Here is a 22,427-nt window from a genome sequence, read left to right as displayed (position 1 = left end):
ATTCGGTGGCTGAAGATCTTCGCGCGAACGTTCAGATGTCACTGGCCCGACCAGAGACTCATCACAAAGCGGCTGCCGACGAGCAAGAGATAGCAGCCGAAGGCGATCTCAAGCTGGCGTTTTGACAAGGCATGCGCGGCCCTCACGCCAAGCGGCGCGGTGAAGAGCGACATCGGCATCACCAGGATAGCTCCTATCAGCGAGATGTAGCCGAGCGCGAAGGGAAGCTGCAGCGCCATCACATCGGGAAAGCGCGCAGCCGCGGGCCAGCCCGCGTAGACATAGCCAAGCGCTCCGGGGATCGAGATCAGAACCGCAAGCGCCGAGGAGGTCGCGACCGATTGATGGATCGGCCGGCCGTAGAAGGTCATCAGCAGATTGGAGAACAGGCCGCCGCCGATCCCCATTAGGGTGGAGAGGATGCCGATCAGCCAGCCGTAGACCTTCATCAGCGCGCCTTTCGGCAGATCATCGCCGAGCTTCCAGCTCTCGCGCCCGAAGAACAGCCGCACCGTCGCGGAATAGGCCACGGCGACAAAGACGATCTTGAACAGCCGCTCCGGCGCATAGCGCGCGATCACGCTGCCAACGACGACGCCGATCAGGATCGGCAGCCACCATTGCCTGAGAATCGACAAGTCAACGGCGCCACGGGCGTAATGTGCACGGAAGGAGCGGATCGAGGTCGGGATGATCACGGCGAGCGAGGTGCCGACGCAAAGCGGCATGCGCACCTCCAGCGGCACGCCGGCCAGCCGAAAGCATTCGTAGAACACAGGGACCAGGATCGCGCCGCCGCCGATGCCGAACACGCCGGCGAGAAAGCCGGCGAGGCCGCCGACGACGATCAGAAGCGCCGCCAGCTCGATCACTTCAGAAGGGTTGAGTCCGGTCGGCAAGAATCGCTTCTCCGAGGTTGCGCCGATCATAGACTATGGCGAATTATGGGAGTATTGGCTTTCTTGAGATACTTCCTTGCGCTAAGCGGAAGGATCGAGCCCGGGATGGATCAGTTCGCGTCTCTCGCGACCTTTGTGCAGGTCATCGACGCCGGCAGCCTGTCCGGTGCCGCGCGGTCGGCGCGCAGCTCGCTGACATCGGTCAGCCGCCAGCTCTCCGCGCTTGAACGGCACTTCGGAACGCAGCTCGTCAAGCGCACCACGCGCCGGCTCGCGCTCACCGAGGAGGGGCGGATCCTCTATGCCCGCGCCAAAGCCATTCTCGCAGAGCTCGGCGAGGTCGAGCGCGCGCTGTCCGCGGGCAAGGCAGAGCCCACCGGGCGGCTCCGCCTCAGCGCGCCGAACCTGCTCGGCCGGTTGCTGGTCGCACCGCTGCTGCCGGAGTTCCTGCGCCGCCATCCGTCGCTGTCGGTCGACCTCATGCTCGCCGACCGCCCCGTCGATATGATCGAAGAGGACATCCACCTTGCGCTGCGCGTCGGACGCCTGCCGGATTCGCAGCTCGTCGCGCGCAAGCTCGCCGACATCAGGATGATCGTCTGCGCTGCACCGGCCTATCTCGAGCGGCATGGCACGCCTCGCGACCCCGAGGAGCTCGACACGCACGATTGCCTGGTGTTCTCCAGTGCGCCCGGCGCCGGAACCTGGCGCTTCCGCATCGACGGGAGCGCGGAATGCAAAATTCCGATATCTGCCAAGCTCTGGATCAATAGCCTCGATGCGCTGGTCACAGCCGCGCGCGAGGGCGGCGGCATTGTGCGCGTGCCGTCCTGGCAGGTGCGGGACGATCTTGCCGCCGGCCGTCTGCGGCGCATCCTGCAGGCGCAGGAGGCGGCGCCGGCGCCACTGCATCTGCTGTTCGACGCCTCGCGCCTCGCAGCGCCAAAGACACGGATATTTGCGGATTATCTGACCGAACAATGGCGTGCGTCAGACCCCTTCACCGACTGACGCCCGCCGCCAGACCAAGCAGTAAACCGCGATTCGACCTTTCAGCTGTAACGCAGCTGCCTGGTATACCACGAGCGATTTCCATCCATATTTACGTGCAGCCTAACGATGAATGCGGATTCGCTTAGCTGGCATTTGGCCGTTGCACTGACTGATTCGACTCCGTAAATAAGGCGCGTCTCTCCCGCGATCTTATGACGCGCCTTCGCGGGGCCCGCACAACAATCGAAGCCGCCTGCAGCCGCTTTAGAAGCAGCGTGAACATGACCGCCAGGATCGAACGACCGCTTTCGCCCCATATCCAGACCTATCGATGGACACTGACGATGATCATGTCCATCGTCCATCGCGCCACCGGGATCGCCCTGTATGTCGGCACCCTTTTATTGGTGTGGTGGCTGCTCGCGGCCGCCTCCGGGCCGACCGCTTACGCCAATGTGCAGGCCTTCACCGGCAGCTTCATCGGCCGGCTGATCGTGTTCGGCTATACTTGGGCGATCATGCACCATCTGCTCAGCGGTATCAGGCATTTCGTCTGGGACCTCGGCTACGGCTTCAAGGCCAATGAGCGCGAGGCGCTGACCTGGGGCGCGCTGATCGGCGGCATCTCGCTGACCGTGCTGTTGTGGATCATTGCCTATGCGATCGGAGGCGGACGATGAGTGCACTGGATTCACAAGGCGCTCCCCGCTCGATGCGCACCCCGCTCGGCCGCGTTCGCGCACTCGGCGCCGCCCATTCCGGCACCCAGGATTTCTGGCGCCAGCGCCTCACCGCAGTCGCCATGACGATTCTGATGATCCCCGGGATCGTCGTCGTCATGATGGTGCTCGGCCGCAACCAGGCCGGTGCCGCGCAGATCCTCGGCTCGTCCTGGGTCGCGCTGATCCTGCTGCTCTTCATCCTCGCTTCCACCTGGCACATGAAGATCGGCATGCAGGTGGTGATCGAGGATTACGTCCATAACGAGAAGCTGAAAATTGCTTCCATCATGGCCAACAACTTCTTCACGGTCGCGGTGGCGCTGGCAGCGGTCTACGCGATCTTCAAACTGTCATCGGGAGTATGAGCCATGGCCGCTGATGGCAACGGCAAGGCTGGGAACGGCGGCGCGCCGGCGACGAACGGAAAAGCCTATCCGATCGAGGACCACACCTACGACGTCGTCGTGGTCGGCGCCGGCGGCGCGGGCCTGCGCGCCGTGGTCGGCTGCAGCGAGACCGGCTTGCGCACCGCCTGCATCACCAAGGTGTTTCCGACCCGCTCGCACACGGTCGCGGCACAGGGCGGCATTTCGGCCTCGCTCGGCAACATGCATCCGGACGACTGGCGCTGGCACATGTACGACACCGTGAAGGGATCGGACTGGCTCGGCGACCAGGACGCCATCGAATACATGGTGCGCAACGCACCCGAAGCCGTCTACGAACTCGAACATTGGGGCGTGCCGTTTTCGCGTACCGAGGACGGCAAGATCTACCAGCGTCCGTTCGGCGGCATGACCATCGACTACGGCAAGAGCCAGGCGCAGCGGACTTGCGCCGCCGCCGACCGCACCGGCCACGCCATGCTGCACACCATGTACGGCCAGGCGCTGCGCCATTCCGCGGAGTTCTTCATCGAATATTTCGCCATCGACCTGATCATGGACGATCAGGGCACCTGCCGCGGCGTGATCGCGCTCAAGCTTGATGACGGCACATTGCATCGCTTCCGCGCCCAGACCACGATTCTGGCTACCGGCGGTTACGGCCGCGCCTATGCCTCCTGCACCTCGGCGCACACCTGCACCGGCGACGGCGGCGGCATGGCGCTCCGCGCCGGGCTTCCGATGCAGGACATGGAGTTCGTGCAGTTCCATCCGACCGGTATCTACGGCTCGGGCTGTCTCGTCACAGAAGGCGCCCGCGGCGAAGGCGGCTATCTGGTCAACTCCGAGGGCGAGCGCTTCATGGAGCGCTATGCGCCCTCGGCCAAGGACCTCGCCTCGCGCGACGTCGTCTCCCGCGCCATGACCATCGAGATCCGCGAAGGCCGCGGCGTCGGCAAGAAGAAGGACCACATCTTCCTGCACCTCGATCATCTCGATCCCAAGGTGCTGGCCGAGCGCCTGCCCGGCATTTCCGAATCGGCGCGGATCTTCGCCAATGTCGACGTCACCCGCGAGCCGATCCCGATCGTGCCGACCGTGCACTACAACATGGGCGGCATCCCGACCAATTATCATGCCGAGGTCCTGACCAAGGCGAATGGCGACGACAACTCGGTGGTGCCCGGCCTGATGGCGATCGGCGAAGCGGCTTGCGTCTCCGTGCATGGCGCCAACCGTCTCGGCTCCAACTCGCTGATCGACCTGGTCGTGTTCGGCCGCGCTGCGGCACTACGTCTCGCGGAGAAGCTCACGGCCGACGCCAAGCAGCCGGACCTGCCGAAGGATTCGGCCGATAAGGCGCTTGGCCGTCTCGACCATTTCCGCAATGCTTCCGGCGGCACGCCGACCGCAAAGCTGCGCGAGAGCATGCAGCATGTGATGCAGAACAATTGCGCGGTGTTCCGCACCGGCGAGGTGCTGCATGAGGGCCAGAACCTGATCCACAAGGTGCATGGCGGCATCACCGACATCTCGGTGTCCGACCGCTCGCTGATCTGGAACTCGGACCTGATCGAGACGCTGGAGTTCGACAATCTGATCGTGCAGGCTGTGGTCACCATGGACTCTGCCGCCAACCGCACCGAAAGCCGGGGAGCGCATGCGCGCGAGGATTTCTCCGAGCGCGATGACAAGAACTGGATGAAGCACACGCTGGCGTGGATGGACCCGAACGGCAAGACCACGATCGACTACCGGCCCGTGCACAACTACACCATGACCAACGACGTGCAGTACATCCCGCCCAAAGCGCGCGTTTACTGAGGCCGCGGGTTTACTGACAACGACAGCGCAAGGTTTTGCCTAATGGTTGAATTTGCCCTTCCGAAGAACTCGAAGATCACTGCCAACGGCAAGACCTGGCCGAAGCCGGCCGGCGCCACGCAACTGCGCGAGTACAAGATCTATCGCTGGAATCCGGACGACGGCCAGAACCCGCGCATCGATACCTACTACGTCAACACCGAGGACTGCGGTCCGATGGTGCTGGACGGCCTGATCTGGATCAAGAACAACATCGACCCGTCGCTGACCTTCCGCCGCTCCTGCCGCGAAGGCGTCTGCGGCTCCTGCGCCATGAACATCGACGGACAGAACACGCTCGCCTGCACCCGTTCGATGCATGACGTGAAAGACGGTGCGGTGAAGATCAACCCGCTGCCGCACCAGCCGGTCGTAAAGGACCTGGTGCCGGATCTCACCAATTTCTACGCGCAATATGCATCCATCGAGCCCTGGCTGAAGACCTCGACGCCGACGCCGCAGAAGGAATGGCGCCAGAGCCATGAGGACCGCGAGAAACTCGACGGCCTCTACGAGTGCATCCTGTGCGCCTGCTGCTCGACCTCCTGCCCGAGCTATTGGTGGAACAGCGAGCGCTTCCTCGGCCCGGCTGCGCTGTTGCAGGCGACGCGCTGGGTCAAGGACTCCCGTGACGAGGCCACCGGCGAGCGGCTCGACAATCTGGAAGATCCCTTCCGCCTCTACCGCTGCCACACCATCATGAACTGCGCGAAGGCCTGCCCGAAGGGGTTGAACCCGTCGGAAGCGATCGCCGAGCTCAAGCTGAAGCTGGTCGAGCGGCAGGTTTAAGATCGCTTATCTGGTTGTCTCGGCTTTCGCCGGGACGACGGAAGGTTTGGCGCCGCGCTCAAAACCGGTTATGCATCGCTCGCTTCTCACGAGGATGCTCAGGTGACCCCGGACAACGATACTTCGCCCGCCCCGTTTGGCACGTTTGCGCCGAATGTGGCGCAGGCGGCGTTGCTTCGGCTGGCGCACGGGTCCGGGCTGAAGCGTGGGGCGTTTCGCCCGTGGCTGTCGCGGCTGACCAATCTGCTCCGCGGCGGCCCTGTCGACGTGCAGTATCAGGGCGCGTCCTTCCGCTTCTATCACCAGGTGAGCGCCACGGAGCGTGGCGCGCTGTTCAATCCCGACTACAACCGCGAAGAGCTCGACTTCCTGCGCGCGTCCCTGGCCGAGGGCGGCGTATTCGTCGACATCGGCGCCAATGTCGGCACCTATGCGCTGGCGCTCGCGCGCGACGTCGGGGGGCGCGGCATGGTGATCGCGATCGAGCCCCATCCGGTGATTCATGGGCGGCTTGCCTTCAACCGCGCGGCCAGTGGCTTTGCACAGGTCCGGTTGGTCGCGGCGGCCGCCGGCGATTGCGACGGCGAGGTGATGATCGAGACTGACGGCGGCAATCTTGGCGCCAGCCATGTCGTGACCGGCAGCGCCTCGACCGACGCCTTCAAGGTGCCGTGCTTCACCTTGCAGCGCATTCTCCGCGATGCTGGCGCCGCCAGGATCGATGCGCTGAAGATCGACGTCGAAGGCTTCGAGGATCGCGTGCTGACAGGTTTCTTCGCACAAGCGCCGCAAACCCTGTGGCCGCGCGCGGTCGTGATCGAGCACCTGTCGCGCGGCGAGTGGCAAAACGACTGCATCGCCGACATGATCGCGCGCGGCTATCGCGAGGCTGGCAGGACAAGGAGCAATACGCTGTTGCTGCGTGGGTAGCGTTTGAACACGGGAGACCCTCATGATCGACCATATCGGCTTTCCGGTTTCCGATTATGCCCGCGCCAAGGCGTTCTACACGCAGGCGCTGGCGCCGCTGGGCTATAGCCTCATCATGGAGGTGACCCAGGAGGATCGTCCGGGCGAATCCGCCGCCGGCTTCGGCGCCAATGGCAAGCCGGATTTCTGGATCGGCGGTGAAGGCGCGCTCAACAAGCCCGTGCACGTTGCGATCCAGGCCAACGATCGCGCGACGGTCGATGCATTCTACAAAGCGGCGCTCGCGGCTGGCGGACGCGACAATGGTGCGCCGGGCATCCGCGCCCACTATCATCCCAACTACTATTGCGCGTTCGTGCTCGATCCCGACGGCCACAATATCGAAGCGGTGTGCCACACGCCGTAGTTCCAGCGGCAGCGCTCAGGAACATCGCCGTCACGGGACCGTTGACGCTCCAGCGATGAAAGGAGCGGGACATGGCCAACAAGGGTACCGGCAGCAATCCGCAGGATATCGACCGCGCCTGGGAACTGATGAAGCGCATCGGCTATGCCATGCTGGTGACACGCGACGGCGAGAAGCTGCGGGCGCGTCCGATGGCGGCCTTTGTCGAGCACGATGAGGGCGCGGTCTACTTCCTCGCCGATGCGCGCCACCATGCAGACGACGAGATCGCGCGGTCTCCCGTCGTCAATCTGTCCTTTGCCGACACCGGCGGTCAAAAATATGTTTCCGTCAGCGGCAAGGCAGTCGTCTCGAACGACCGCGCCAAGATCGGTGAATTATTCGCGACGCCGGCGCGCGCATGGTGGGACAACGCCGACGATCCGAACATCCGCCTGCTGAAAATCACTCCTGATGAAGCGGAGTTCTGGGATTCGCCAGGCACGCTCGTCACCTATGTCAAGATGGCGGCCGCGGCGGTCTCGGGCACGCGGCCTGCTGTGGGCGACAAGCGCAAGGTCGCGATGTGATGGGCAATCCATCGCCCACCGAACCACCGGACATTCCGCCGCCCACACCGGGACATCCGACCGAGCCGCCGCCGGAGAGTCCGCCCGTCAATCCCAATCCGGAAGCGCCGCCGCCGATGCGTGAGCCTGGCGAGGCGCCGGTGCCGGACGAATTACCAGGCAACGTGCCGGACGAACTTCCAACGCGCGGACCGAAAGGGCCGCGTACGCCGAGTCCTGCGACGGATTAGCACCAAGGCCGAATCATCCGCTTTCGCGGACGATGGCGGCGTGTGCTCGGCGCCTTCCGCGTCCCACGGTCGCAGGGGGACGCGCAAAGGTTCGATTTGAAAGCACCGGCTGAATGCGCCATGAACGAAGTTCCAGGCCGGGGCCATGTCTTGCGAAAATATATCCCGGTCAGCCCGCCAGCGCCGCCACATTGCGGCCTAACCCGTATTTGTTGATCGCCGCGTTTTTCGCTTCCGTTGACTCCGGGAACCATAGCACATGTCTAAACTTCGTCTCCTGCTGCTTGCCACGACCGCCATGACGGCGATGCAATTTGCAAGCTCCGCATCGCACGCCGAGGGCGCACCGATCGTCGTTGCGCAAGCGCAAAGGGAAGAGCTCGGCCCCGACGGCAAGCCGAAGCAGCCGCCGAGGGAAGCGCCGAAGCAGCCGCCGGCAAAGGGAGCCCCAACGCCGCCTCCGCCGCCTCCTGCGGTAGCACCGCGCCCCGCGCCGCCTCCGCCGCCTCCCGCCGCAGCACCACACCCCGCGCCGCCTCCGCCGCCTCCCGCCGCAACACCACACCCGGCGCCGCCTCCGCCGCAACGTCCCACGGCTCCGCCTCCGCCGCCGCCGGCTGTGCGTCCCGTGCAACCGCCACCTCCGCCGCCGCCTGCGGCACCAAGGCCGCCGGCTCCTCCGACCGCTCAGCCGGCACCGCAGCAGCACGCGCCAACCCCGCCAGCTCCTCCGCCTCCGCCGACGCCGCCCGCGGGACGCCCGCAAGGGTCACCTGCGCCTGCGCCGCAGCCGGGACAGCATGAGCGTCCCGTGGAGACGCCGGCGCCCGGACACGCGGTCCCACCGCCTGCCTCTCCTGCGCCGGGAGCGGGGCGTCCCAACGCCGCACCGGCGGCCCAGCCTCCCGCGCCACCGCCGCCTCCTCCGCCAGCCGCCGGTGCGCCGGCGATCCGGCCCGGCACTGCTCCCGGCGCAACTCCGCCCGCTCCACCCCCGCCACAGGGCGCCGGCGCGCCGCCGAGCCGTCCGGGTACGGCACCGGGCAATCAAACTGCCGCACCGCCGGCGAGTGCTCCGCCTGTGCTGGTGCGGCGCGCACCGCCGCAGGTGACTGCGCCGTTACCGCCGCCGCCTCCGCCGCCGCAGAATCTGACGCCGCTGCCGGCGAACCCGGCCGCGATCCAGGGGCCGCGCCGGCTCGAGGACTTCCGTGCCGAGCGCCGCGAGGTGCAGGAAGGCGGACGAACCGTCATCACCGAGCCCGGCCGCGTCATCATTCGCGATCCCTCCGGCGAAGCCTTCGTCCGCCACGACGAGATGGAACGCTTCCGCTTCGGCGCGCGTGACATCCAGACGCAGCGGGTAGGCAACGAGATGCGCACCATCGTGGTGCGGCCTGACGGCTCACAGGTCATCACTGTGCTTGCACCCGACGGCTCGCTGCTCAGGCGTATCCGACGCGACCCGCGCGGCCAGGAGTTTGTCATCATCGACAACTCCTATCGCGATCCGCGCGCGGTCGGCGGCTTCTATGTCGACCTGCCGCCGCCGGTCATCCGCATCCCCTACGATCGCTACATCGTCGATGCTTCGGATGCGCCGCCCGAGCTGATCTACGACACCATGATGGCGCCGCCGGTCGACCGCATCGACCGCCGCTACTCGCTTGACGAGATCCGCTACAGCCCGAACGTGCGCATGCTGATGCCGAGCATCGACGTCAACACCATCAACTTCGAGCTCGGCTCATGGGAGATTGCTCCCGACCAAGCCGCGAAGCTGCAGGCGATCGCCGACGGCCTCAACCGCGCCATCCAGCGCAACCCGCGCGAGGTGTTCCTGATCGAGGGCCACACGGATGCGACCGGCAACGACACCGACAACCTGTCGCTGTCGGACCGCCGCGCCGAATCCGCGGCCGAGCTGCTGACCCAGCAATTCGGCGTGCCGGCCGAGAACCTGACCTCGCAGGGTTATGGCTCGCAATATCTGAAGGAGCAGACCGATGGACCGAGCCGGGTCAACCGGCGCGTCACCATCCGCCGCATCACCCCGCTGCTCAACGGCGCCGCCGCATCGCTGCCCCCGCCCCCGCCGGGCATCGCGCCGCCGCGGTGAGGGTAGACGGAGACGAAATGCAAATGGCCGGGAGCGATCCCGGCCATTTTTGTTTTTGCGTCGTGATACCGATGCTGCAAGGACAGCGAGGATGGCCTCTCACGCGCGACTCAGTCCTTGTCACTTTCGAGCCTCAGGATGTCGGAGCCCTCGCCGACCGACAGCAGGCCTGTTCGTGCATAGATATCGAGCTTGGCTCGGGTGTCGGTGATGTCGAGATTGCGCATGGTCAGCTGGCCGATGCGGTCCGCCGGAGTGAACGCCGCGTCTTCGACCTTTTCCATGCTCAACCGCTCAGGCTGATAGGTCAGGTTGGGACTCTCGGTGTTCACGATAGAATAGTCGTTGCCACGGCGCAGCTCGAGCGTCACCTCGCCAGTGATGGCGCGCGCCACCCAGCGCTGGGCGGTTTCGCGGAGCATCAGGGCTTGCGAATCGAACCACCGCCCTTGATAGAGCAGGCGGCCGAGGCGCAGGCCGTTGATCCGGTATTGCTCGATGGTGTCCTGGTTGTGGATGCCGGTGATCAGGCGCTCATAGGCAATGTATAAAAGCGCCATGCCGGGAGCTTCGTAAATGCCGCGGCTCTTGGCCTCGATGATCCGGTTCTCGATCTGATCGCTCATGCCGAGGCCATGCCGGCCACCGATGGCGTTGGCCTCCAGAAACAGCGCGACCGGGTCAGCAAACGTCTTGCCGTTCAGCGCAACGGGCTGCCCTTCGTCGAAGCGGACCACGACCTTCTCGGCCTTGACGGCACAATCGTCGCGCCAGAACGGCACCCCCATGATCGGGCTGACGATGTTGATGCCGGTGTCCAGGCTCTCGAGATCCTTGGCCTCGTGGGTTGCACCGAGAATATTGCTGTCGGTAGAATAGGCCTTCTCGGCGCTCATCTTGTAGTGGAAGCCATGGGCAGTCAGGAACGCCGACATCTCGGCGCGGCCGCCGAGTTCGTCGATGAATTGCTGGTCGAGCCAGGGCTTGTAGATTTTCAGGCTCGGATTGGTCAGAAGGCCGTAGCGATAGAACCGCTCGATATCATTGCCTTTGAAGGTCGAGCCATCGCCCCAGACGTTGACGCCGTCCTCCTTCATTGCGGCAACCAGCATCGTACCGGTCACGGCGCGGCCGAGCGGCGTGGTGTTGAAGTAGGTGGCGCCGCCGGTCGAGATGTGGAAAGCGCCGGACTGGATCGCGGCGATGCCCTCATGGACCAGCTGCGTGCGGCAGTCGACGAGACGGGCGATCTCGGCGCCGAAGGCGAGCGCTTTGCGCGGAATCTCGTCGTAGTCGGTCTCGTCAGGCTGGCCGAGATTTGCCGTGTAAGCAAAGACGCGTGCGCCCTTTTGCTTCATCCACAACAGCGCCGCGCTGGTGTCGAGACCGCCCGAGAAAGCGATGCCGACTTTTTCCCCCTTGGGCAGGCCTTTCAAAATCGTACTCATAGAGCGTCCAATCGATCTAACCAGCTGACGTCATTTGCGACTTGAGGGCCGCGAATATCAAATTTCGCCGACATCGGCACGCGTTTAATGGCGGCCGGCCGCGATTGACGCCACTCATACCGACGACGCAGGTCCTGTTTTGCGGCCGAACAGGCGCTGGCGGAGCCGATAGCCGGGCCAGGCGAAGCGGGTGATCGCAGCGTCGATGGCCGCGTCCGACAGGCGGGTGCGCGGCCAGCGGTAAATATAGCCGTGGGCGAGCCAGATCACGAAAAACGACACCAGGCCCGCGGCGGCAACGTCGGTGAAGAAATGGCCGCCAAAGGCCATGCGCAGCACGCTGGTCGTCAGCCCGAACAGGGTTGCCGCCGCGTAGGCCAGGGGCCGCCACGCCGGCGGCGTCAGCGCGGCCGGCGCGATGGTCCAGAACGCGGTCGCGCCCTCACCGGAGAAGAACGAGCAGTTATGCCCGCAGCGCCCGCGCGGATCCCACCAGGCCACAAAAGGCAGATCACCGTTGAACTCCGTCACCAGCACCGGGCGCGGCCGGCCCCAATAAGTCTTGAAGGTGAAATTGGTCAGCACGCCCGCCGACAGCGTCATCGTGAGCAGCAGGAACACAATCGCGCGGCCCGACATCAGAAGCGGCCGGTCCGGCCGGATCAGCTTGATCAAAAGCGAACCGATCGCGGGTACAGCAAGCCCCCAGGCGATCCACATCGCACCGTCGCGCGCCAGCGACGCGAGCCAGTCCTGCTTCAGCGGAAAGGTCCGCGTCTCAGGATCATAGAACAGCGCCGCCAGCTTGAGATCGAGCTCGGGATAGACGGCGAACAACAGCCCGATGACGAGCGCGATCGCCAGTGCGATGAAAAGTCCGGTCCGATTCATGAGCGCGGTTTAGCGGAGCGAGGCAGATGTGAAAACCCCTGCCGTCATTCCGGGCTGCGCGCAGCGCAGACCCGGAATCTCGAGATTCCGGGTTCGATACTGGCGCATCGCCCCGAAATCACTGAACAAGCCTCACAACGGCGGCCGCGAGGCCGAAGGGAGCGGCGGTGGCGGGTCGAGGCGGGGCGGCGGCTTGCGCCAGGCGCCTGCGTTGCGGCCAGCAATCAGCCAGTAGACAAGGCCCGCGACAATGCCGGCGCCGGTCATGATTTCCAGGTGCCGCCGGACGACGCCCTCGAACTGCCACGTGTCGGTATCGAAGGGAACCAGGCCGAGATAACAGGCCAACCCCATGAAGCCGCCGCCGATCGCATAGGTCAGGGGCCCGCGGATATAGAAAGCCTCGGTGATCGCGGCGATGAGCGTCGCCGGCACCAGCGCAAAGCCTGATACGATGATGAAGCTGAAGCCGAGCAGAACATCCAGCGCGCCCTCGTCCACCGGGCCGGTGCCGAGCTCACTGAACTCCGGAAACAAAAGCGCGCTGACGACAATGATCCCCGCTGCAAGGCAGGCGGCGAGGAACGCGAGGAAGATAACAAGAAGGCGGCCGATCAGCGCCATGCAGGGTAACCACCGATGCTTGCCTCATTGCGAGGAGCCACCGGGTCCGCGCAAGCGCGGCCCGATGACAGGCTCCGCGACGAAGCAATCCGGAGCCGCACGTGGGGTTCTGGATTGCTTCGCTTCACTTGTACAGACGAATTAGGCGACACTACAGATTCTCAATCCGTCATGGCCATGGCGCGCAACGCCTGGCGCTCGCGCGCGGAGAGTTTTTCGGTCTCCGATTTCAACTGCCCGCAGGCGGCGAGGATGTCGCGGCCGCGCGGCGTGCGCACCGGCGAAGAGTAGCCGGCGTTGAAGATGTATTCGGAGAATTTTTCAATCTCGTCCCAGTCCGAGCATTCGTAAGCGGTGCCCGGCCACGGATTGAACGGTATCAGGTTGATCTTGGCAGGAATGCCCTTGAGCAGCTTGACCAGGAGCCTGGCATCGTCGAGCGAATCGTTGACGCCCTTGAGCATCACATATTCGAAGGTGATGCGTCGAGCATTCGACGCGCCGGGATAGTCGCGGCAGGCCTGCAGCAACTCGGCTATCGGATATTTGCGGTTGAGCGGCACGAGCTCGTTGCGCAATTCGTCGCGCACCGCGTGCAGCGAGATCGCCAGCATCACCCCGATCTCGTCGCCGGCACGGATGATGTTCGGCACCACGCCGGAGGTCGACAGCGTGATGCGCCGGCGCGAGATCCCGATGCCTTCATTATCGGCGACGATCAAAAGCGCATCGCGCACCGCATCGAAATTATAGAGCGGCTCGCCCATGCCCATCATGACGATGTTGGTGACGAGCCGGCCGCCGCTCTCGCGGTCGGCCCAGTCATTCAGACGATCCCGCGCCACCATCACTTGGCCAACGATCTCGCCGGCCGTGAGGTTGCGCACCAGCCGCTGCGTGCCGGTGTGGCAGAAGGAGCAATTGAGGGTGCAGCCGACCTGGGAGGATACGCAGAGCGTGCCGCGGTCGGTCTCGGGAATATAGACGCACTCGACCTCATGCGGCCTTTCGAGCTTGTCGCCCGATGGCAGCCGCAGCAGCCATTTGCGGGTACCGTCATTGGAGATCTGCTCAGCAACGACCTCGGGCCGGTCGACGGTAAAATGCCCGGCGAGCTCCGCGCGGGTATCCTTGGAGATCGATGTCATCTCCTCGAAGCTTTTGGCGCCACGGAAATAGATCCAGTGCCAGAGCTGCTGCACCCGCATCCTGCGCTGCGCCGGTGCGATCCCGATCTCCCCGAGACGATCGGCGAGCTCGGCGCGCGACAGGCCGATCAGCGACGGCTTGGCCGGCGGCACATAGGTCTCGAGCGGCGTTTTTTCCAAGGGCGCGGTCGCGCCTCCGCTAGCTGATGTCATGAGGTCGGTCATGTCTCATCAAATAAGCCTTCCCGCTCGCGCTGGAAAGGCAGCAAAACACCCGATTTCTATCTAAAATAACCCTAGCGCTTGCAGTCCTGCGCGATGCGATCGAGCGCCTGGGACAGGCCTTTCAGCGAGAAAGTGTCGGTCGTCTCGGTGCCCTTGGCTGAGACGCCCTTGACCACGGCGTCCGCGGCGCGGCGCATGGCCTCGACCATGCGCTCCTCTTCTGCAGCATTCTTGATCCAGAGCCCGTCGCCCTGGGTGTACATCGCGTAACTCGCGCCGCCGACCTCGAGCGTCGATTCCGATCCCGGCTTGAGGGCATAGCCGATCATGACCGAGACCTCGTTAAAGACCTTCTCCGAAGGCCGCGTCGAGACGAAGGCAAAGGCCGGATCGCGCGGCCGGTTCGGCGGATTGGTCTTGGACGAGGTGGGCTTGGCCAGCGCAAAGCACACCTTCTTGCCGTTCGGGGTCGCGGTGTAGGCGCCCCAGGTACCGAACTGGCCGATGAGGACAGGCTCGGCGCCACCTGCCACAGCAGCTGCCGGCGATTTCGGCGCTGCCGCCGGCTTGGCCGTGGTCTTCGCGGGCTTTGGAGATGGCGCAGCCTGCGCCAGCGCGAGGTCGGCAACCCCGCACGCCAGCCCGTTGATGGCCAAGATTGTCAGCGCCCGCCGAAACCACATGGTGCGGTTGGTTCCTCCAATATTGTGACTGGAAGATGGCCCGAGATTGGAACGTACAAGGCGAGCCATCGCCGTGATTGCGATTCGTCGAAAGGAAACCACGAACGATCGTCACTTGGCCTTCGTATTTAGCCCCTTGGTAACTAACGCTTCGCTAATTGCGGTCTCATCTTAGCCTAGCTTTTGCCGCGCGACGCGCGCAGATCGCGCCACCGCGCTTCGCTCCATTGCAGCAGATCTTCGGCGCCGGACGAGCGCAGATGTGCGCCACCGTCCTGCACCACCATCTCACCATTGATATAGGCGGCGGCATCCGAGATCAGGAAGCTTGCAAGATCGGCGAGCTCGCGGTGCTCGCCGACGCGGCCGAGCGGATTGCGCGCGGCCCAGCCGGAGTCGCGGCCCTCCGGGCGCAGCTGGCCCGAGGCACCAGGCGTCGGAAACGCGCCCGGCGCGATCGCCACCGTGCGGATGCCCTTCGGTCCCCACTCCACCGCAAGACTCCTGGTCATCGCAAGTACCGCCGATTTCGCCATCGCCGAGGGCACGGTGAAGGCGCGGCCGGTGATGGTGGAGGTCGATAGGATCGAGAGCACCACGCCTTTGTGACCGCCTTCGATCCAGCGTCTGCCTGTTGCGATCGTGCAATACATGGTGCCATGCAGAGTTGGCGCGAGGATGGCATCCGCCGCACGGAATGACAGCTGCTCCGTCTGCGCGATAAAGGTCGCCGCGGCATTGTTGACCAGGATGTCGAGCGGCGCCTCGCGCCAGATCTCGTCCATCATGGCATCGACGCCGGCTCCATCGCGGATGTCGCAGGCGATCGCACTGACCGTGCCGCCCGTGGCCGCTCGCAGCTCTGCTGCGGTCGTTTCCAGGAGTTCCCGCCTGCGGCCGCAAATGACGATCTCGGCACCGAGCTCCAGGAAGCGGCGGCCCATTGCGGCGCCAAGTCCGCTACCACCGCCGGTGACGAGGATGCGCTTGTCCTTCAGCAGGTTCTTTTCAAACATTGTTCTATTCCTCCCTGAGCCGGCCGCCACGCCCCGCAGTTGAGAATGGCGCACGCGACGAGGCAATTCATCATCTTTGTGCCGCGCTGGATTGCTTCGCCGCGCTCGCAATGACAAGCTGGAATCATCAACTCTGCGACCGAAACCCGGGTGTATCCATGAAAGCCATTCTCTGCTCGCAATTTTGCCAACCCGACGATCTCGTGCTGGCGGACATCCCCGATCCGGTGGCGGAGGCTGGACAGGCCGTGATCGCGATCAAGGCGGCGGCGCTGAATTTTTTCGACATCCTGATGATCCAGGGCAAGTACCAGATCAAACCGCCCTTCCCGTTCTCGCCCGCGGCCGAAGTTGCCGGCGTGATCGAGAGCGTCGGCCCCGGCGTCACCGATCTGAAGGTCGGCGATCGCGTGGTGGCCTCCTGCGGCCATAATGGCGCGCGTGAGAAGATCGCGCTGCCGGCCGCGTCGATTGTCAAGATTCCCGACAGTCTCGACTTCGACCGTGCTGCGGGCATCATCATCATCTACGGCACGGCGCTGCATGCGCTGGAAGATCGCGCAAGCCCCAAGAAGGGCGAGACGCTTGCCGTGCTCGGTGCCGCCGGCGGCACGGGCCTCGCGGCTTGCGAGCTCGGCAAGCTGATGGGGCTCAAGGTGATCGCCTGCGCCTCGTCGGAGGAGAAGCTTGAATTTGCCAAAGCGCACGGCGCCGAGTTGACGCTGAACTACGCCAAGGAAGACTTGAAGGAAGGTTTGCGACGGCTGACCGACGGCAAGGGCGCCGACATCATCTTCGATCCCGTCGGCGGCACTTACGCCGAAGCTGCCTTGCGCTCGATCGCATGGGAAGGCCGCTTCCTGGTGATCGGCTTTGCCGCCGGCGACATTCCGAAAATGCCGCTCAACCTCGCATTGCTCAAGGGCTGCGACATCCGCGGCGTGTTCTGGGGCAATTGGGCACGGCTGAACCCGGCAAAAAACCGAACCAATCTGCAGAAGCTCGTGCAATGGACCGCGGAGGGCAAGATCTCCTCCCACGTCGATCGCACCTTCCCGCTCGCGCAGACCGCCGATGCGCTGAAAGTACTGGCGGGCCGCCAAGCCATGGGCAAGGTGATCCTGCATCCCTGAGCGGCGCTGCAGGGTCGCGCGTTAACCGTCGCAACTAATTACGCGCGATCCTTCGCACGAATGTCATGTTCCGCAAGATTGCCACAAATTAGCCATCAGCGGTGACGGCGGGATAATGCCGTCTCGCGTGCGGCAATCGGCGCTTGACCAACGCCGCCGTCACCCCGCGCTGCCGGCTGCCGATCGATGTGCATGCACAAGTTATTGCGGCGCGGCGCAGAGATTCGTGACTCGGCCCGCCGCCCAAGGCTGCGCAATCGCTGCAACAGATCATCTGATGCAACATGCCCGATTGCGCCGGATTTGAATAAAAGAGGCCACGCAATCTCGGCGTGAATTGTTCGCATGCGCCTCAATAAATCCAAAATATCTCCCCATTCGCGCCAAAGAGGGCCGTCTTTTGGGCTGATTCAAACGGCGGATTAGGCGTTCCAGTACCGGGGCGGCGTCTGGACAACTATAATAAGCAGGGAAAGTTCTGGCCGAGCGGCTGCCCCAATTGTTGCGTCACAGTTGTGGGAAGCATCATCATGGTCGAACACAAGTCGCGATTTCGTTCCTTCGCGCCCAGTCTAGACGGGTATGACGAAGACCTCACCGACACCAACACGCAGTCGGCTGCCTACAAGTTCGGACGCTCCGCGCGGGATGAGTACACAGCCGAACCATCGATCCCGCTGTTCCTCTCCGATCCCGATGGCGAACCGGAGCCGGAGGAATTCGTACCGGCGCGCAAGCGCCGGATGGCTTCGGTCTCCTCGAAAATCCTGATGGCCGTCGTTGCGGCATCCGGCGTCGCCATGCTGTTCGCATGGTTTTCCTCCGACGCCACGCGCGACATCATCGTCAACGCCAAGGCATCGATTGCCGCTTCTATACCGACGCCTTCCGCGACCGCACAGGCCGATGCTGCGCAGCTCACGTCCGGCGACCTGCAGTTGAGGGATCCCGCGCACGGCGGCGCACCGCCGGTTCAGCCGCAAGTCGCAGCACCCGCGCAAGCGCCCGTCGTGGTCGCCAACGTTGCGCCCTCGCGCGAGGATATCGCCACCGCCTATCAGAGCGCGCTGCAGGCGCGCCCGCCCGTCGCCGTCGCGCCTACCGCGCCACAAGCGGCCGTGCCGTCGCCGGCACTGATGCCGCAGGCACCGGAGCCCCAGGCGGCAACGCAGCCACTCAAGCGGATCGAGCCCCAGGAGCTTGCCGTGCTGATGAAGCGCGCCAAGGACATGCTCGCCATGGGCGACATCCCGGCCGCGCGGCTTCTGCTCGAGCGCGCCGCCGAGGGCCAGGACGCCAACGCGGCGCTGATTCTGGCGCGGACCTATGACCCGACCGCACTCGGCACGTCGGATGTCCGCAACATCACGCCGGAGCCTGACAAGGCGCGGGCTTGGTACCAGAAGGCCGCGCAACTCGGCTCCCCCGAGGCGCAACGGCTTCTCGCGCAATTGCCGAACTGACACGTCTTCTTCGACATCACGACGCGATATCAAGGGAACCTCATGCGACGTATTTTCGGACTGGCACTCGTTGCCATCATGATGGCGTGCGGCTTTGCGGCGCGCGCCGACGAGACCGAGTATGACCCGGCCAAGGTCAGCGACAGTCTCCGGGCAATCTTTCAATTTGGCTCGGCCCAGACCAAGCAGTCGCTCAATGCCAACACGGTGACGCTGATCACCGGCACGATCGGCGGCACCTACGTGCAGTTCGGCGCCGACCTCGCTTCTCTGCTCGACAACGGCAACCAGCTGCGCGTGCTGCCGATCGTCGGCCGCGGCTCGGTGCAGAGCGTCGCCGACATTCTGTTCCTGCAGGGCGTCGACCTCGGCATCGTACGCGCCGACACGCTCGACTATCTCGAGCGCAAGGGTTTCGCCAAGGACATCAAGAAGCAATTCACCTACGTCACCAAGCTCTACAACGAGGAGATGCAGGTTATTGCTCCGAAGACCTTCCACAATCTGCGGGAGCTCGAGGGCAAGACCATCAGCGTCGATCTGCCCAATGGCGGCACCTTCGTCACCGCGCTGACCGTGTTCGAGCGGCTCGGACTGAAGGCCAATTTCGTCTATATCGAGCAGCGCATCGCGATGGAGAAGCTCAAGAAGGGCGAGATCGACGCCGTGATCGTGGTTGGCGGCAAGCCCTACAAGTCCGTCTCGACCTTCGCCAATGACGGCCGCTTTCATCTCGTGACGGTGGATTACGACAAGCCACTGCAGGGCGACTATCTGCCGGCGCGCCTGACCTCGGCCGATTATCCGAACCTGATCTCCAAGGAGGAGGGCCAGGTCGACACCATCGCAGTGCCGGCCGTGCTTGCGGCCTATAACTGGGCGCAGAATACCGACCGCTACCGCAAGCTGTCGCTGTTCGTGGATGCCTTCTTCACCAAGTTCCCGGCATTCCAGAACCCACCCTTCCATCCGAAGTGGAAGGAAGTGTCGCTGGCGGCGCCGCTGCAGGGCTGGCAACGCCTGCCCTACGCCAAGCAATGGCTCGATCAGCACGGCCTCGAACAAGGTGCACGCAATCGCTTCGACGACTTCCTGCAGCAGAACCCGGCTGCGGCCAAAGGCGCGCAGTCGGAGGCCGACAAGGAAGCGCTGTTCAAGCAATTCCAGGCTTGGCAGGCCGATCAGACGGCCAAGGAGAATGCGCAGGCCCAGGCACAGGCGGCTGCTCCCGCCGAGACCAAGCCCGCGCGGCGCGCGCGCTCCAGCCAGTAGTTTGGCTCACCACTCCCACCCAACTCGCGGGGGAGCCGGAATTGGGCATTGAGCACAGTCGAAGTCGGATCACTCCGACTTCGATGCCGAAAGTCGAGTTGAGTATTGAGTCGCACGTCGAGTTGCTACTGGCGATCGCGCAGCATCGTCCAGCGCAAATGGGTGAGGGGCTACGGTATCTGGTTGGCGTTGCGCGCCCCTCACCCGAATTGCGTTACAGGCAATCCGCTTCAGCTTTCGCCGTCGATGCCCCGCTTCAGCGCGGCGCGCGCGGCTTGGCGGTGCTCGTCCGTGATGTGGCTTGCTACCAGACGGAGCGCGGTCGCGAGGATGGCCGCGTCATCGGTGAAGCCGAGCACGGGAAGCATGTCGGGAATGAAGTCGAACGGCAGGATGAAATAGGCAATCGCCCCTAGCAGCGACGCCTGGACGTGGCGCGGCGTCTGCCGGTCGAAAGCGCAGTAATAGGCAGCGAGCAGATCTTCCGCGAAAGGAAGCTTCGCCACCACGCGCTTGAACTTGATCCAGAACTTCCGGCGTACGCTTTCGCGGTCTTCCGCCAGCCGGTCAGCCGGCTCGAAACCCACCGAATATTCACTTGCCATCGCTGCGGCTCCCTCCAACGACAAGCAATTGGGCATTGGGCGCCGCAGGTGCAAGGTTTCTCTATCAGGACTCGCGGCTCACACCCCGAGTTGGCCTGCGATCGCATTCATTGCCTTGGCAAGGGCGACGTCGCGCTCGGTGACGCCACCGGCATCGTGAGTGGCAAGCACCACCTCCACGGTCTTGTAGACATTGCGCCACTCCGGATGATGGTCGTGTTTCTCGGCAACCAGCGCTGCGCGCGACATGAAGCCGAAGGCCTCGTTGAAATCCTTGAATACGAAGGTCCGTGCGATCGCCTCCCGGCCCGCCACCTCGGTCCAGCCGGACAGGGTCTTCAGGGCCGATTTGCGGGCTTCTGCCGATAACCGCTCCACCATGATCGTCTCCCATGCTTTCCCGGAACTTTACCTTAACACCGCAAGTTGGCGCTGGGTCCGGCAACCATGACGCAGTTGTAACCCTTTCCGGGCAAGGAATTTGCTAGACTGTCTTTTGAACCATGCCGGCCAGATGAAGCTAAGCCTGAAACGCTTGTTTGGGAGATCCATGACCGGAGGCGTCAAATTGGCCGCCGCGCCGGCCGCGTCCTCGCCGCGCCAGGCGGGGCGGCAGACGCTCTTGGTGGCGATCGCCCTGCTCCTCGCACTGGTCGGCGCCATCGCCGGCGGCTATTATTTCGTCATGCGGCCGGAGACGTTGAAGATCGCCGTTGGGCCGACCAACAGCGACGACGTCAGGGTGGTGCAGACGCTGACCCATGCTTTCGCGCAAACCCATGGCCATGTCCGGCTGAAACTGATCCAGACCGACGGCGCCGTCGCAAGCGCGGATGCGCTGTCGCAGGGCAAGGTCGACCTCGCCATCATCCGCGGCGATCTCGACGTGCCAAAGAATGCGCAGGCCGTCGCCACGCTGCGCAAGAATGTCGTGGTGATCTGGGTGCCGGCGCCGGCAAAGGGCAAAAAGAAGTCGGGCGCCAGGATCACCAAGATCTCCCAGGTGGCCGGACATCGCATCGGCGTGGTCGGCCGGACCGAGGCCAATGTGAACCTGCTCAAGGTGATCCTGCAGCAATCCGGCGTCGATCCCAACAAGGTCGATGTCGTGCAATTCCCCGCCGCCGAGGCGTCCGAGGCCATCCGCAACCAGAAGGCGGACGTCTATCTCGCCGCCGGCCCGGTCAACAGCAAGATCACCGCTGACGCGATCGCTGCTTCTGCCAAGGACGGCGGCGAGCCGACCTTCCTTGCCATCGATTCGGCGGAAGCGATTGCACAGAACCATCCTGTGTATGAGTCCGCGGAAATTCCCTCCGGCGCGTTCGGCGGCTCGCCGGAGCGGCCCGACGACGAGGTGAAAACCATCAGCTTCAACCACCACATCGTCGCCCGCAAAGGCCTGTCGGAATCGACCGTGGCTGCGCTCACCCGCCAGCTTTTCGCGGCCCGCCAGCAATTGCTGACCGAATTCCCGCTGGCCGCAAAGATCGAGACCCCCGACACCGACAAGGACGCCGTGATCCCGGCGCATCCCGGTGCCGCCGCCTTTGTCGACGGCGAGGAGAAGACGTTCCTGGACAAATACAGCGATTACATCTGGTGGACCCTGATGGCACTGTCGGCCACGGGCTCGCTGGGGGCCTGGTTCGCCGGCTATCTCAAGCGCGACGAGCGCACCAACAACGGCCATCTGCGCGAGCGCCTGCTCGACATGATCGCGGTCGCGCGCCGGAGCGAATCGACCGATGAACTCGATGTCCTGCAGAGCGAGGCGGATACGATCCTGCGCGACACGCTGCATTGCTTCGAGGACGGCGCGATCCCGGAAGGCGCGCTGACCGCCTTCAATATCGCTCTGGAGCAATTCCACCGTGCGGTCGCCGACCGCAAGCTGGTGCTTGCAACCATCGCCCAGAGCCTGCCACGCGCCGGCGCTCAGCTCCGCGCCGCTGGCACGCTTTAATTCGGCCGTCACACAATCTTCCTATAGCGAGCGATCAGCGTCTTACC

General features: G+C 64.3%; 22 protein-coding genes. 13 read left to right on the top strand and 9 right to left on the bottom strand.

Annotation, left to right across the window (positions count from 1 at the left end; translation table 11 throughout):
• Positions 1–38 precede the first annotated feature (38 nt).
• On the bottom strand, positions 39–899 hold the full coding sequence (locus A3AI_RS0108065; RefSeq protein WP_024515098.1) for a sulfite exporter TauE/SafE family protein: 861 nt from the start codon (positions 897–899) through the stop codon (positions 39–41).
• Positions 900–1,004: 105 nt separating this feature from the next.
• Between A3AI_RS0108065 and A3AI_RS0108060 the strand changes: the two genes are divergently transcribed.
• The 9 genes from A3AI_RS0108060 (at position 1,005) to A3AI_RS46060 (ending at position 9,906) form a co-directional block, all read left to right on the top strand.
• Entirely contained in the window at positions 1,005–1,910 is a 906-nt protein-coding gene (locus tag A3AI_RS0108060) for a LysR family transcriptional regulator (protein WP_024515097.1), read from the top strand.
• Between the two features lie 263 nt (positions 1,911–2,173).
• Positions 2,174–2,572, top strand: a complete 399-nt coding sequence (sdhC, locus tag A3AI_RS0108055; protein WP_024515096.1) for a succinate dehydrogenase, cytochrome b556 subunit — start codon at positions 2,174–2,176, stop codon at positions 2,570–2,572.
• Positions 2,569–2,979, top strand: a complete 411-nt coding sequence (gene sdhD / locus A3AI_RS0108050; RefSeq protein ID WP_024515095.1) for a succinate dehydrogenase, hydrophobic membrane anchor protein — start codon at positions 2,569–2,571, stop codon at positions 2,977–2,979. The genes sdhC and sdhD overlap by 4 nt, the downstream gene beginning before the upstream one ends.
• Before the next feature lie 3 nt (positions 2,980–2,982).
• Positions 2,983–4,824 (top strand): succinate dehydrogenase flavoprotein subunit, encoded by a 1,842-nt coding sequence (gene sdhA, locus A3AI_RS0108045; protein WP_024515094.1) that lies wholly within the window; start codon positions 2,983–2,985, stop codon positions 4,822–4,824.
• A 42-nt stretch (positions 4,825–4,866) separates the two neighbouring features.
• Complete coding sequence (locus tag A3AI_RS0108040; RefSeq protein ID WP_024515093.1) at positions 4,867–5,652, top strand: succinate dehydrogenase iron-sulfur subunit; 786 nt, start codon at positions 4,867–4,869, stop codon at positions 5,650–5,652.
• Between the two features lie 102 nt (positions 5,653–5,754).
• A complete protein-coding gene (locus A3AI_RS0108035) occupies positions 5,755–6,582 on the top strand; it encodes an FkbM family methyltransferase (RefSeq protein ID WP_024515092.1) in 828 nt (275 codons plus the stop codon).
• 22 nt (positions 6,583–6,604) lie between these two features.
• Positions 6,605–6,988 carry a VOC family protein gene (locus tag A3AI_RS0108030; protein ID WP_024515091.1) on the top strand — a complete coding sequence of 128 codons (384 nt, stop codon included), beginning with the start codon at positions 6,605–6,607 and terminating at the stop codon, positions 6,986–6,988.
• A gap of 71 nt (positions 6,989–7,059) precedes the next feature.
• Complete coding sequence (locus tag A3AI_RS0108025) at positions 7,060–7,557, top strand: pyridoxamine 5'-phosphate oxidase family protein (protein WP_024515090.1); 498 nt, start codon at positions 7,060–7,062, stop codon at positions 7,555–7,557.
• A gap of 489 nt (positions 7,558–8,046) precedes the next feature.
• On the top strand, positions 8,047–9,906 hold the full coding sequence (locus A3AI_RS46060) for an OmpA family protein (RefSeq protein ID WP_084800857.1): 1,860 nt from the start codon (positions 8,047–8,049) through the stop codon (positions 9,904–9,906).
• A gap of 110 nt (positions 9,907–10,016) precedes the next feature.
• Here A3AI_RS46060 and argG read toward each other — a convergent pair whose 3' ends face one another.
• The 6 genes from argG to A3AI_RS0107980 all read right to left on the bottom strand — a co-directional run bounded on the left by argG (position 10,017) and on the right by A3AI_RS0107980 (position 15,941).
• Entirely contained in the window at positions 10,017–11,354 is a 1,338-nt protein-coding gene (gene argG / locus A3AI_RS0108005) for an argininosuccinate synthase (protein WP_024515086.1), read from the bottom strand.
• Between the two features lie 114 nt (positions 11,355–11,468).
• On the bottom strand, positions 11,469–12,245 hold the full coding sequence (locus A3AI_RS0108000) for a phosphatase PAP2 family protein (RefSeq protein ID WP_024515085.1): 777 nt from the start codon (positions 12,243–12,245) through the stop codon (positions 11,469–11,471).
• A gap of 132 nt (positions 12,246–12,377) precedes the next feature.
• Entirely contained in the window at positions 12,378–12,869 is a 492-nt protein-coding gene (locus tag A3AI_RS0107995) for a hypothetical protein (protein ID WP_024515084.1), read from the bottom strand.
• Positions 12,870–13,030: 161 nt separating this feature from the next.
• A complete protein-coding gene (gene rlmN, locus A3AI_RS0107990; protein ID WP_024515083.1) occupies positions 13,031–14,230 on the bottom strand; it encodes a dual-specificity RNA methyltransferase RlmN in 1,200 nt (399 codons plus the stop codon).
• Positions 14,231–14,313: 83 nt separating this feature from the next.
• Positions 14,314–14,925, bottom strand: a complete 612-nt coding sequence (locus tag A3AI_RS0107985) for an invasion associated locus B family protein (protein ID WP_024515082.1) — start codon at positions 14,923–14,925, stop codon at positions 14,314–14,316.
• Positions 14,926–15,101: 176 nt separating this feature from the next.
• On the bottom strand, positions 15,102–15,941 hold the full coding sequence (locus A3AI_RS0107980) for an SDR family oxidoreductase (protein ID WP_024515081.1): 840 nt from the start codon (positions 15,939–15,941) through the stop codon (positions 15,102–15,104).
• A 158-nt stretch (positions 15,942–16,099) separates the two neighbouring features.
• Between A3AI_RS0107980 and A3AI_RS0107975 the strand changes: the two genes are divergently transcribed.
• The 3 genes from A3AI_RS0107975 to A3AI_RS0107965 all read left to right on the top strand — a co-directional run bounded on the left by A3AI_RS0107975 (position 16,100) and on the right by A3AI_RS0107965 (position 19,809).
• Positions 16,100–17,074 (top strand): NADPH:quinone oxidoreductase family protein, encoded by a 975-nt coding sequence (locus A3AI_RS0107975; protein WP_024515080.1) that lies wholly within the window; start codon positions 16,100–16,102, stop codon positions 17,072–17,074.
• Positions 17,075–17,604: 530 nt separating this feature from the next.
• Positions 17,605–18,537, top strand: a complete 933-nt coding sequence (locus A3AI_RS0107970; protein WP_245286852.1) for an SEL1-like repeat protein — start codon at positions 17,605–17,607, stop codon at positions 18,535–18,537.
• Positions 18,538–18,579: 42 nt separating this feature from the next.
• Entirely contained in the window at positions 18,580–19,809 is a 1,230-nt protein-coding gene (locus A3AI_RS0107965) for a TAXI family TRAP transporter solute-binding subunit (RefSeq protein WP_024515078.1), read from the top strand.
• A gap of 230 nt (positions 19,810–20,039) precedes the next feature.
• Here A3AI_RS0107965 and A3AI_RS0107960 read toward each other — a convergent pair whose 3' ends face one another.
• Together A3AI_RS0107960 and A3AI_RS0107955 are read right to left on the bottom strand one after the other, a co-directional pair.
• Positions 20,040–20,414 (bottom strand): YkvA family protein, encoded by a 375-nt coding sequence (locus A3AI_RS0107960; RefSeq protein ID WP_024515077.1) that lies wholly within the window; start codon positions 20,412–20,414, stop codon positions 20,040–20,042.
• 78 nt (positions 20,415–20,492) lie between these two features.
• Positions 20,493–20,795: a 4a-hydroxytetrahydrobiopterin dehydratase gene (locus A3AI_RS0107955; RefSeq protein WP_024515076.1), complete on the bottom strand. Its 303-nt coding sequence runs from the start codon at positions 20,793–20,795 to the stop codon at positions 20,493–20,495.
• A gap of 133 nt (positions 20,796–20,928) precedes the next feature.
• Between A3AI_RS0107955 and A3AI_RS0107950 the strand changes: the two genes are divergently transcribed.
• Positions 20,929–22,380: a TAXI family TRAP transporter solute-binding subunit gene (locus A3AI_RS0107950; RefSeq protein ID WP_024515075.1), complete on the top strand. Its 1,452-nt coding sequence runs from the start codon at positions 20,929–20,931 to the stop codon at positions 22,378–22,380.
• Positions 22,381–22,427 lie beyond the last annotated feature (47 nt).

The organism is Bradyrhizobium sp. Tv2a-2 (assembly GCF_000472425.1).
GTDB lineage: Bacteria > Pseudomonadota > Alphaproteobacteria > Rhizobiales > Xanthobacteraceae > Bradyrhizobium.
Note: the sequence above shows the minus strand (reverse complement) of the source record. Positions and strands in the feature narration are given on the sequence as shown.

Coding starts and splice junctions, on each gene's coding strand:
- A3AI_RS0107970 (WP_245286852.1), top strand. CDS start 17,605: ATGGTCGAACACAAGTCGCGATTTCGTTCCTTCGCGCCCAGTCTAGAC.
- A3AI_RS0107955 (WP_024515076.1), bottom strand. CDS start 20,795: ATGGTGGAGCGGTTATCGGCAGAAGCCCGCAAATCGGCCCTGAAGACC.
- argG (WP_024515086.1), bottom strand. CDS start 11,354: ATGAGTACGATTTTGAAAGGCCTGCCCAAGGGGGAAAAAGTCGGCATC.
- A3AI_RS46060 (WP_084800857.1), top strand. CDS start 8,047: ATGTCTAAACTTCGTCTCCTGCTGCTTGCCACGACCGCCATGACGGCG.
- A3AI_RS0108030 (WP_024515091.1), top strand. CDS start 6,605: ATGATCGACCATATCGGCTTTCCGGTTTCCGATTATGCCCGCGCCAAG.
- sdhC (WP_024515096.1), top strand. CDS start 2,174: ATGACCGCCAGGATCGAACGACCGCTTTCGCCCCATATCCAGACCTAT.
- A3AI_RS0107975 (WP_024515080.1), top strand. CDS start 16,100: ATGAAAGCCATTCTCTGCTCGCAATTTTGCCAACCCGACGATCTCGTG.
- A3AI_RS0107995 (WP_024515084.1), bottom strand. CDS start 12,869: ATGGCGCTGATCGGCCGCCTTCTTGTTATCTTCCTCGCGTTCCTCGCC.
- A3AI_RS0107980 (WP_024515081.1), bottom strand. CDS start 15,941: ATGTTTGAAAAGAACCTGCTGAAGGACAAGCGCATCCTCGTCACCGGC.
- A3AI_RS0108040 (WP_024515093.1), top strand. CDS start 4,867: ATGGTTGAATTTGCCCTTCCGAAGAACTCGAAGATCACTGCCAACGGC.
- sdhA (WP_024515094.1), top strand. CDS start 2,983: ATGGCCGCTGATGGCAACGGCAAGGCTGGGAACGGCGGCGCGCCGGCG.
- A3AI_RS0107960 (WP_024515077.1), bottom strand. CDS start 20,414: ATGGCAAGTGAATATTCGGTGGGTTTCGAGCCGGCTGACCGGCTGGCG.
- A3AI_RS0107985 (WP_024515082.1), bottom strand. CDS start 14,925: ATGTGGTTTCGGCGGGCGCTGACAATCTTGGCCATCAACGGGCTGGCG.
- rlmN (WP_024515083.1), bottom strand. CDS start 14,230: ATGACATCAGCTAGCGGAGGCGCGACCGCGCCCTTGGAAAAAACGCCG.
- A3AI_RS0108025 (WP_024515090.1), top strand. CDS start 7,060: ATGGCCAACAAGGGTACCGGCAGCAATCCGCAGGATATCGACCGCGCC.
- A3AI_RS0107950 (WP_024515075.1), top strand. CDS start 20,929: ATGAAGCTAAGCCTGAAACGCTTGTTTGGGAGATCCATGACCGGAGGC.
- sdhD (WP_024515095.1), top strand. CDS start 2,569: ATGAGTGCACTGGATTCACAAGGCGCTCCCCGCTCGATGCGCACCCCG.
- A3AI_RS0108000 (WP_024515085.1), bottom strand. CDS start 12,245: ATGAATCGGACCGGACTTTTCATCGCACTGGCGATCGCGCTCGTCATC.
- A3AI_RS0108060 (WP_024515097.1), top strand. CDS start 1,005: ATGGATCAGTTCGCGTCTCTCGCGACCTTTGTGCAGGTCATCGACGCC.
- A3AI_RS0107965 (WP_024515078.1), top strand. CDS start 18,580: ATGCGACGTATTTTCGGACTGGCACTCGTTGCCATCATGATGGCGTGC.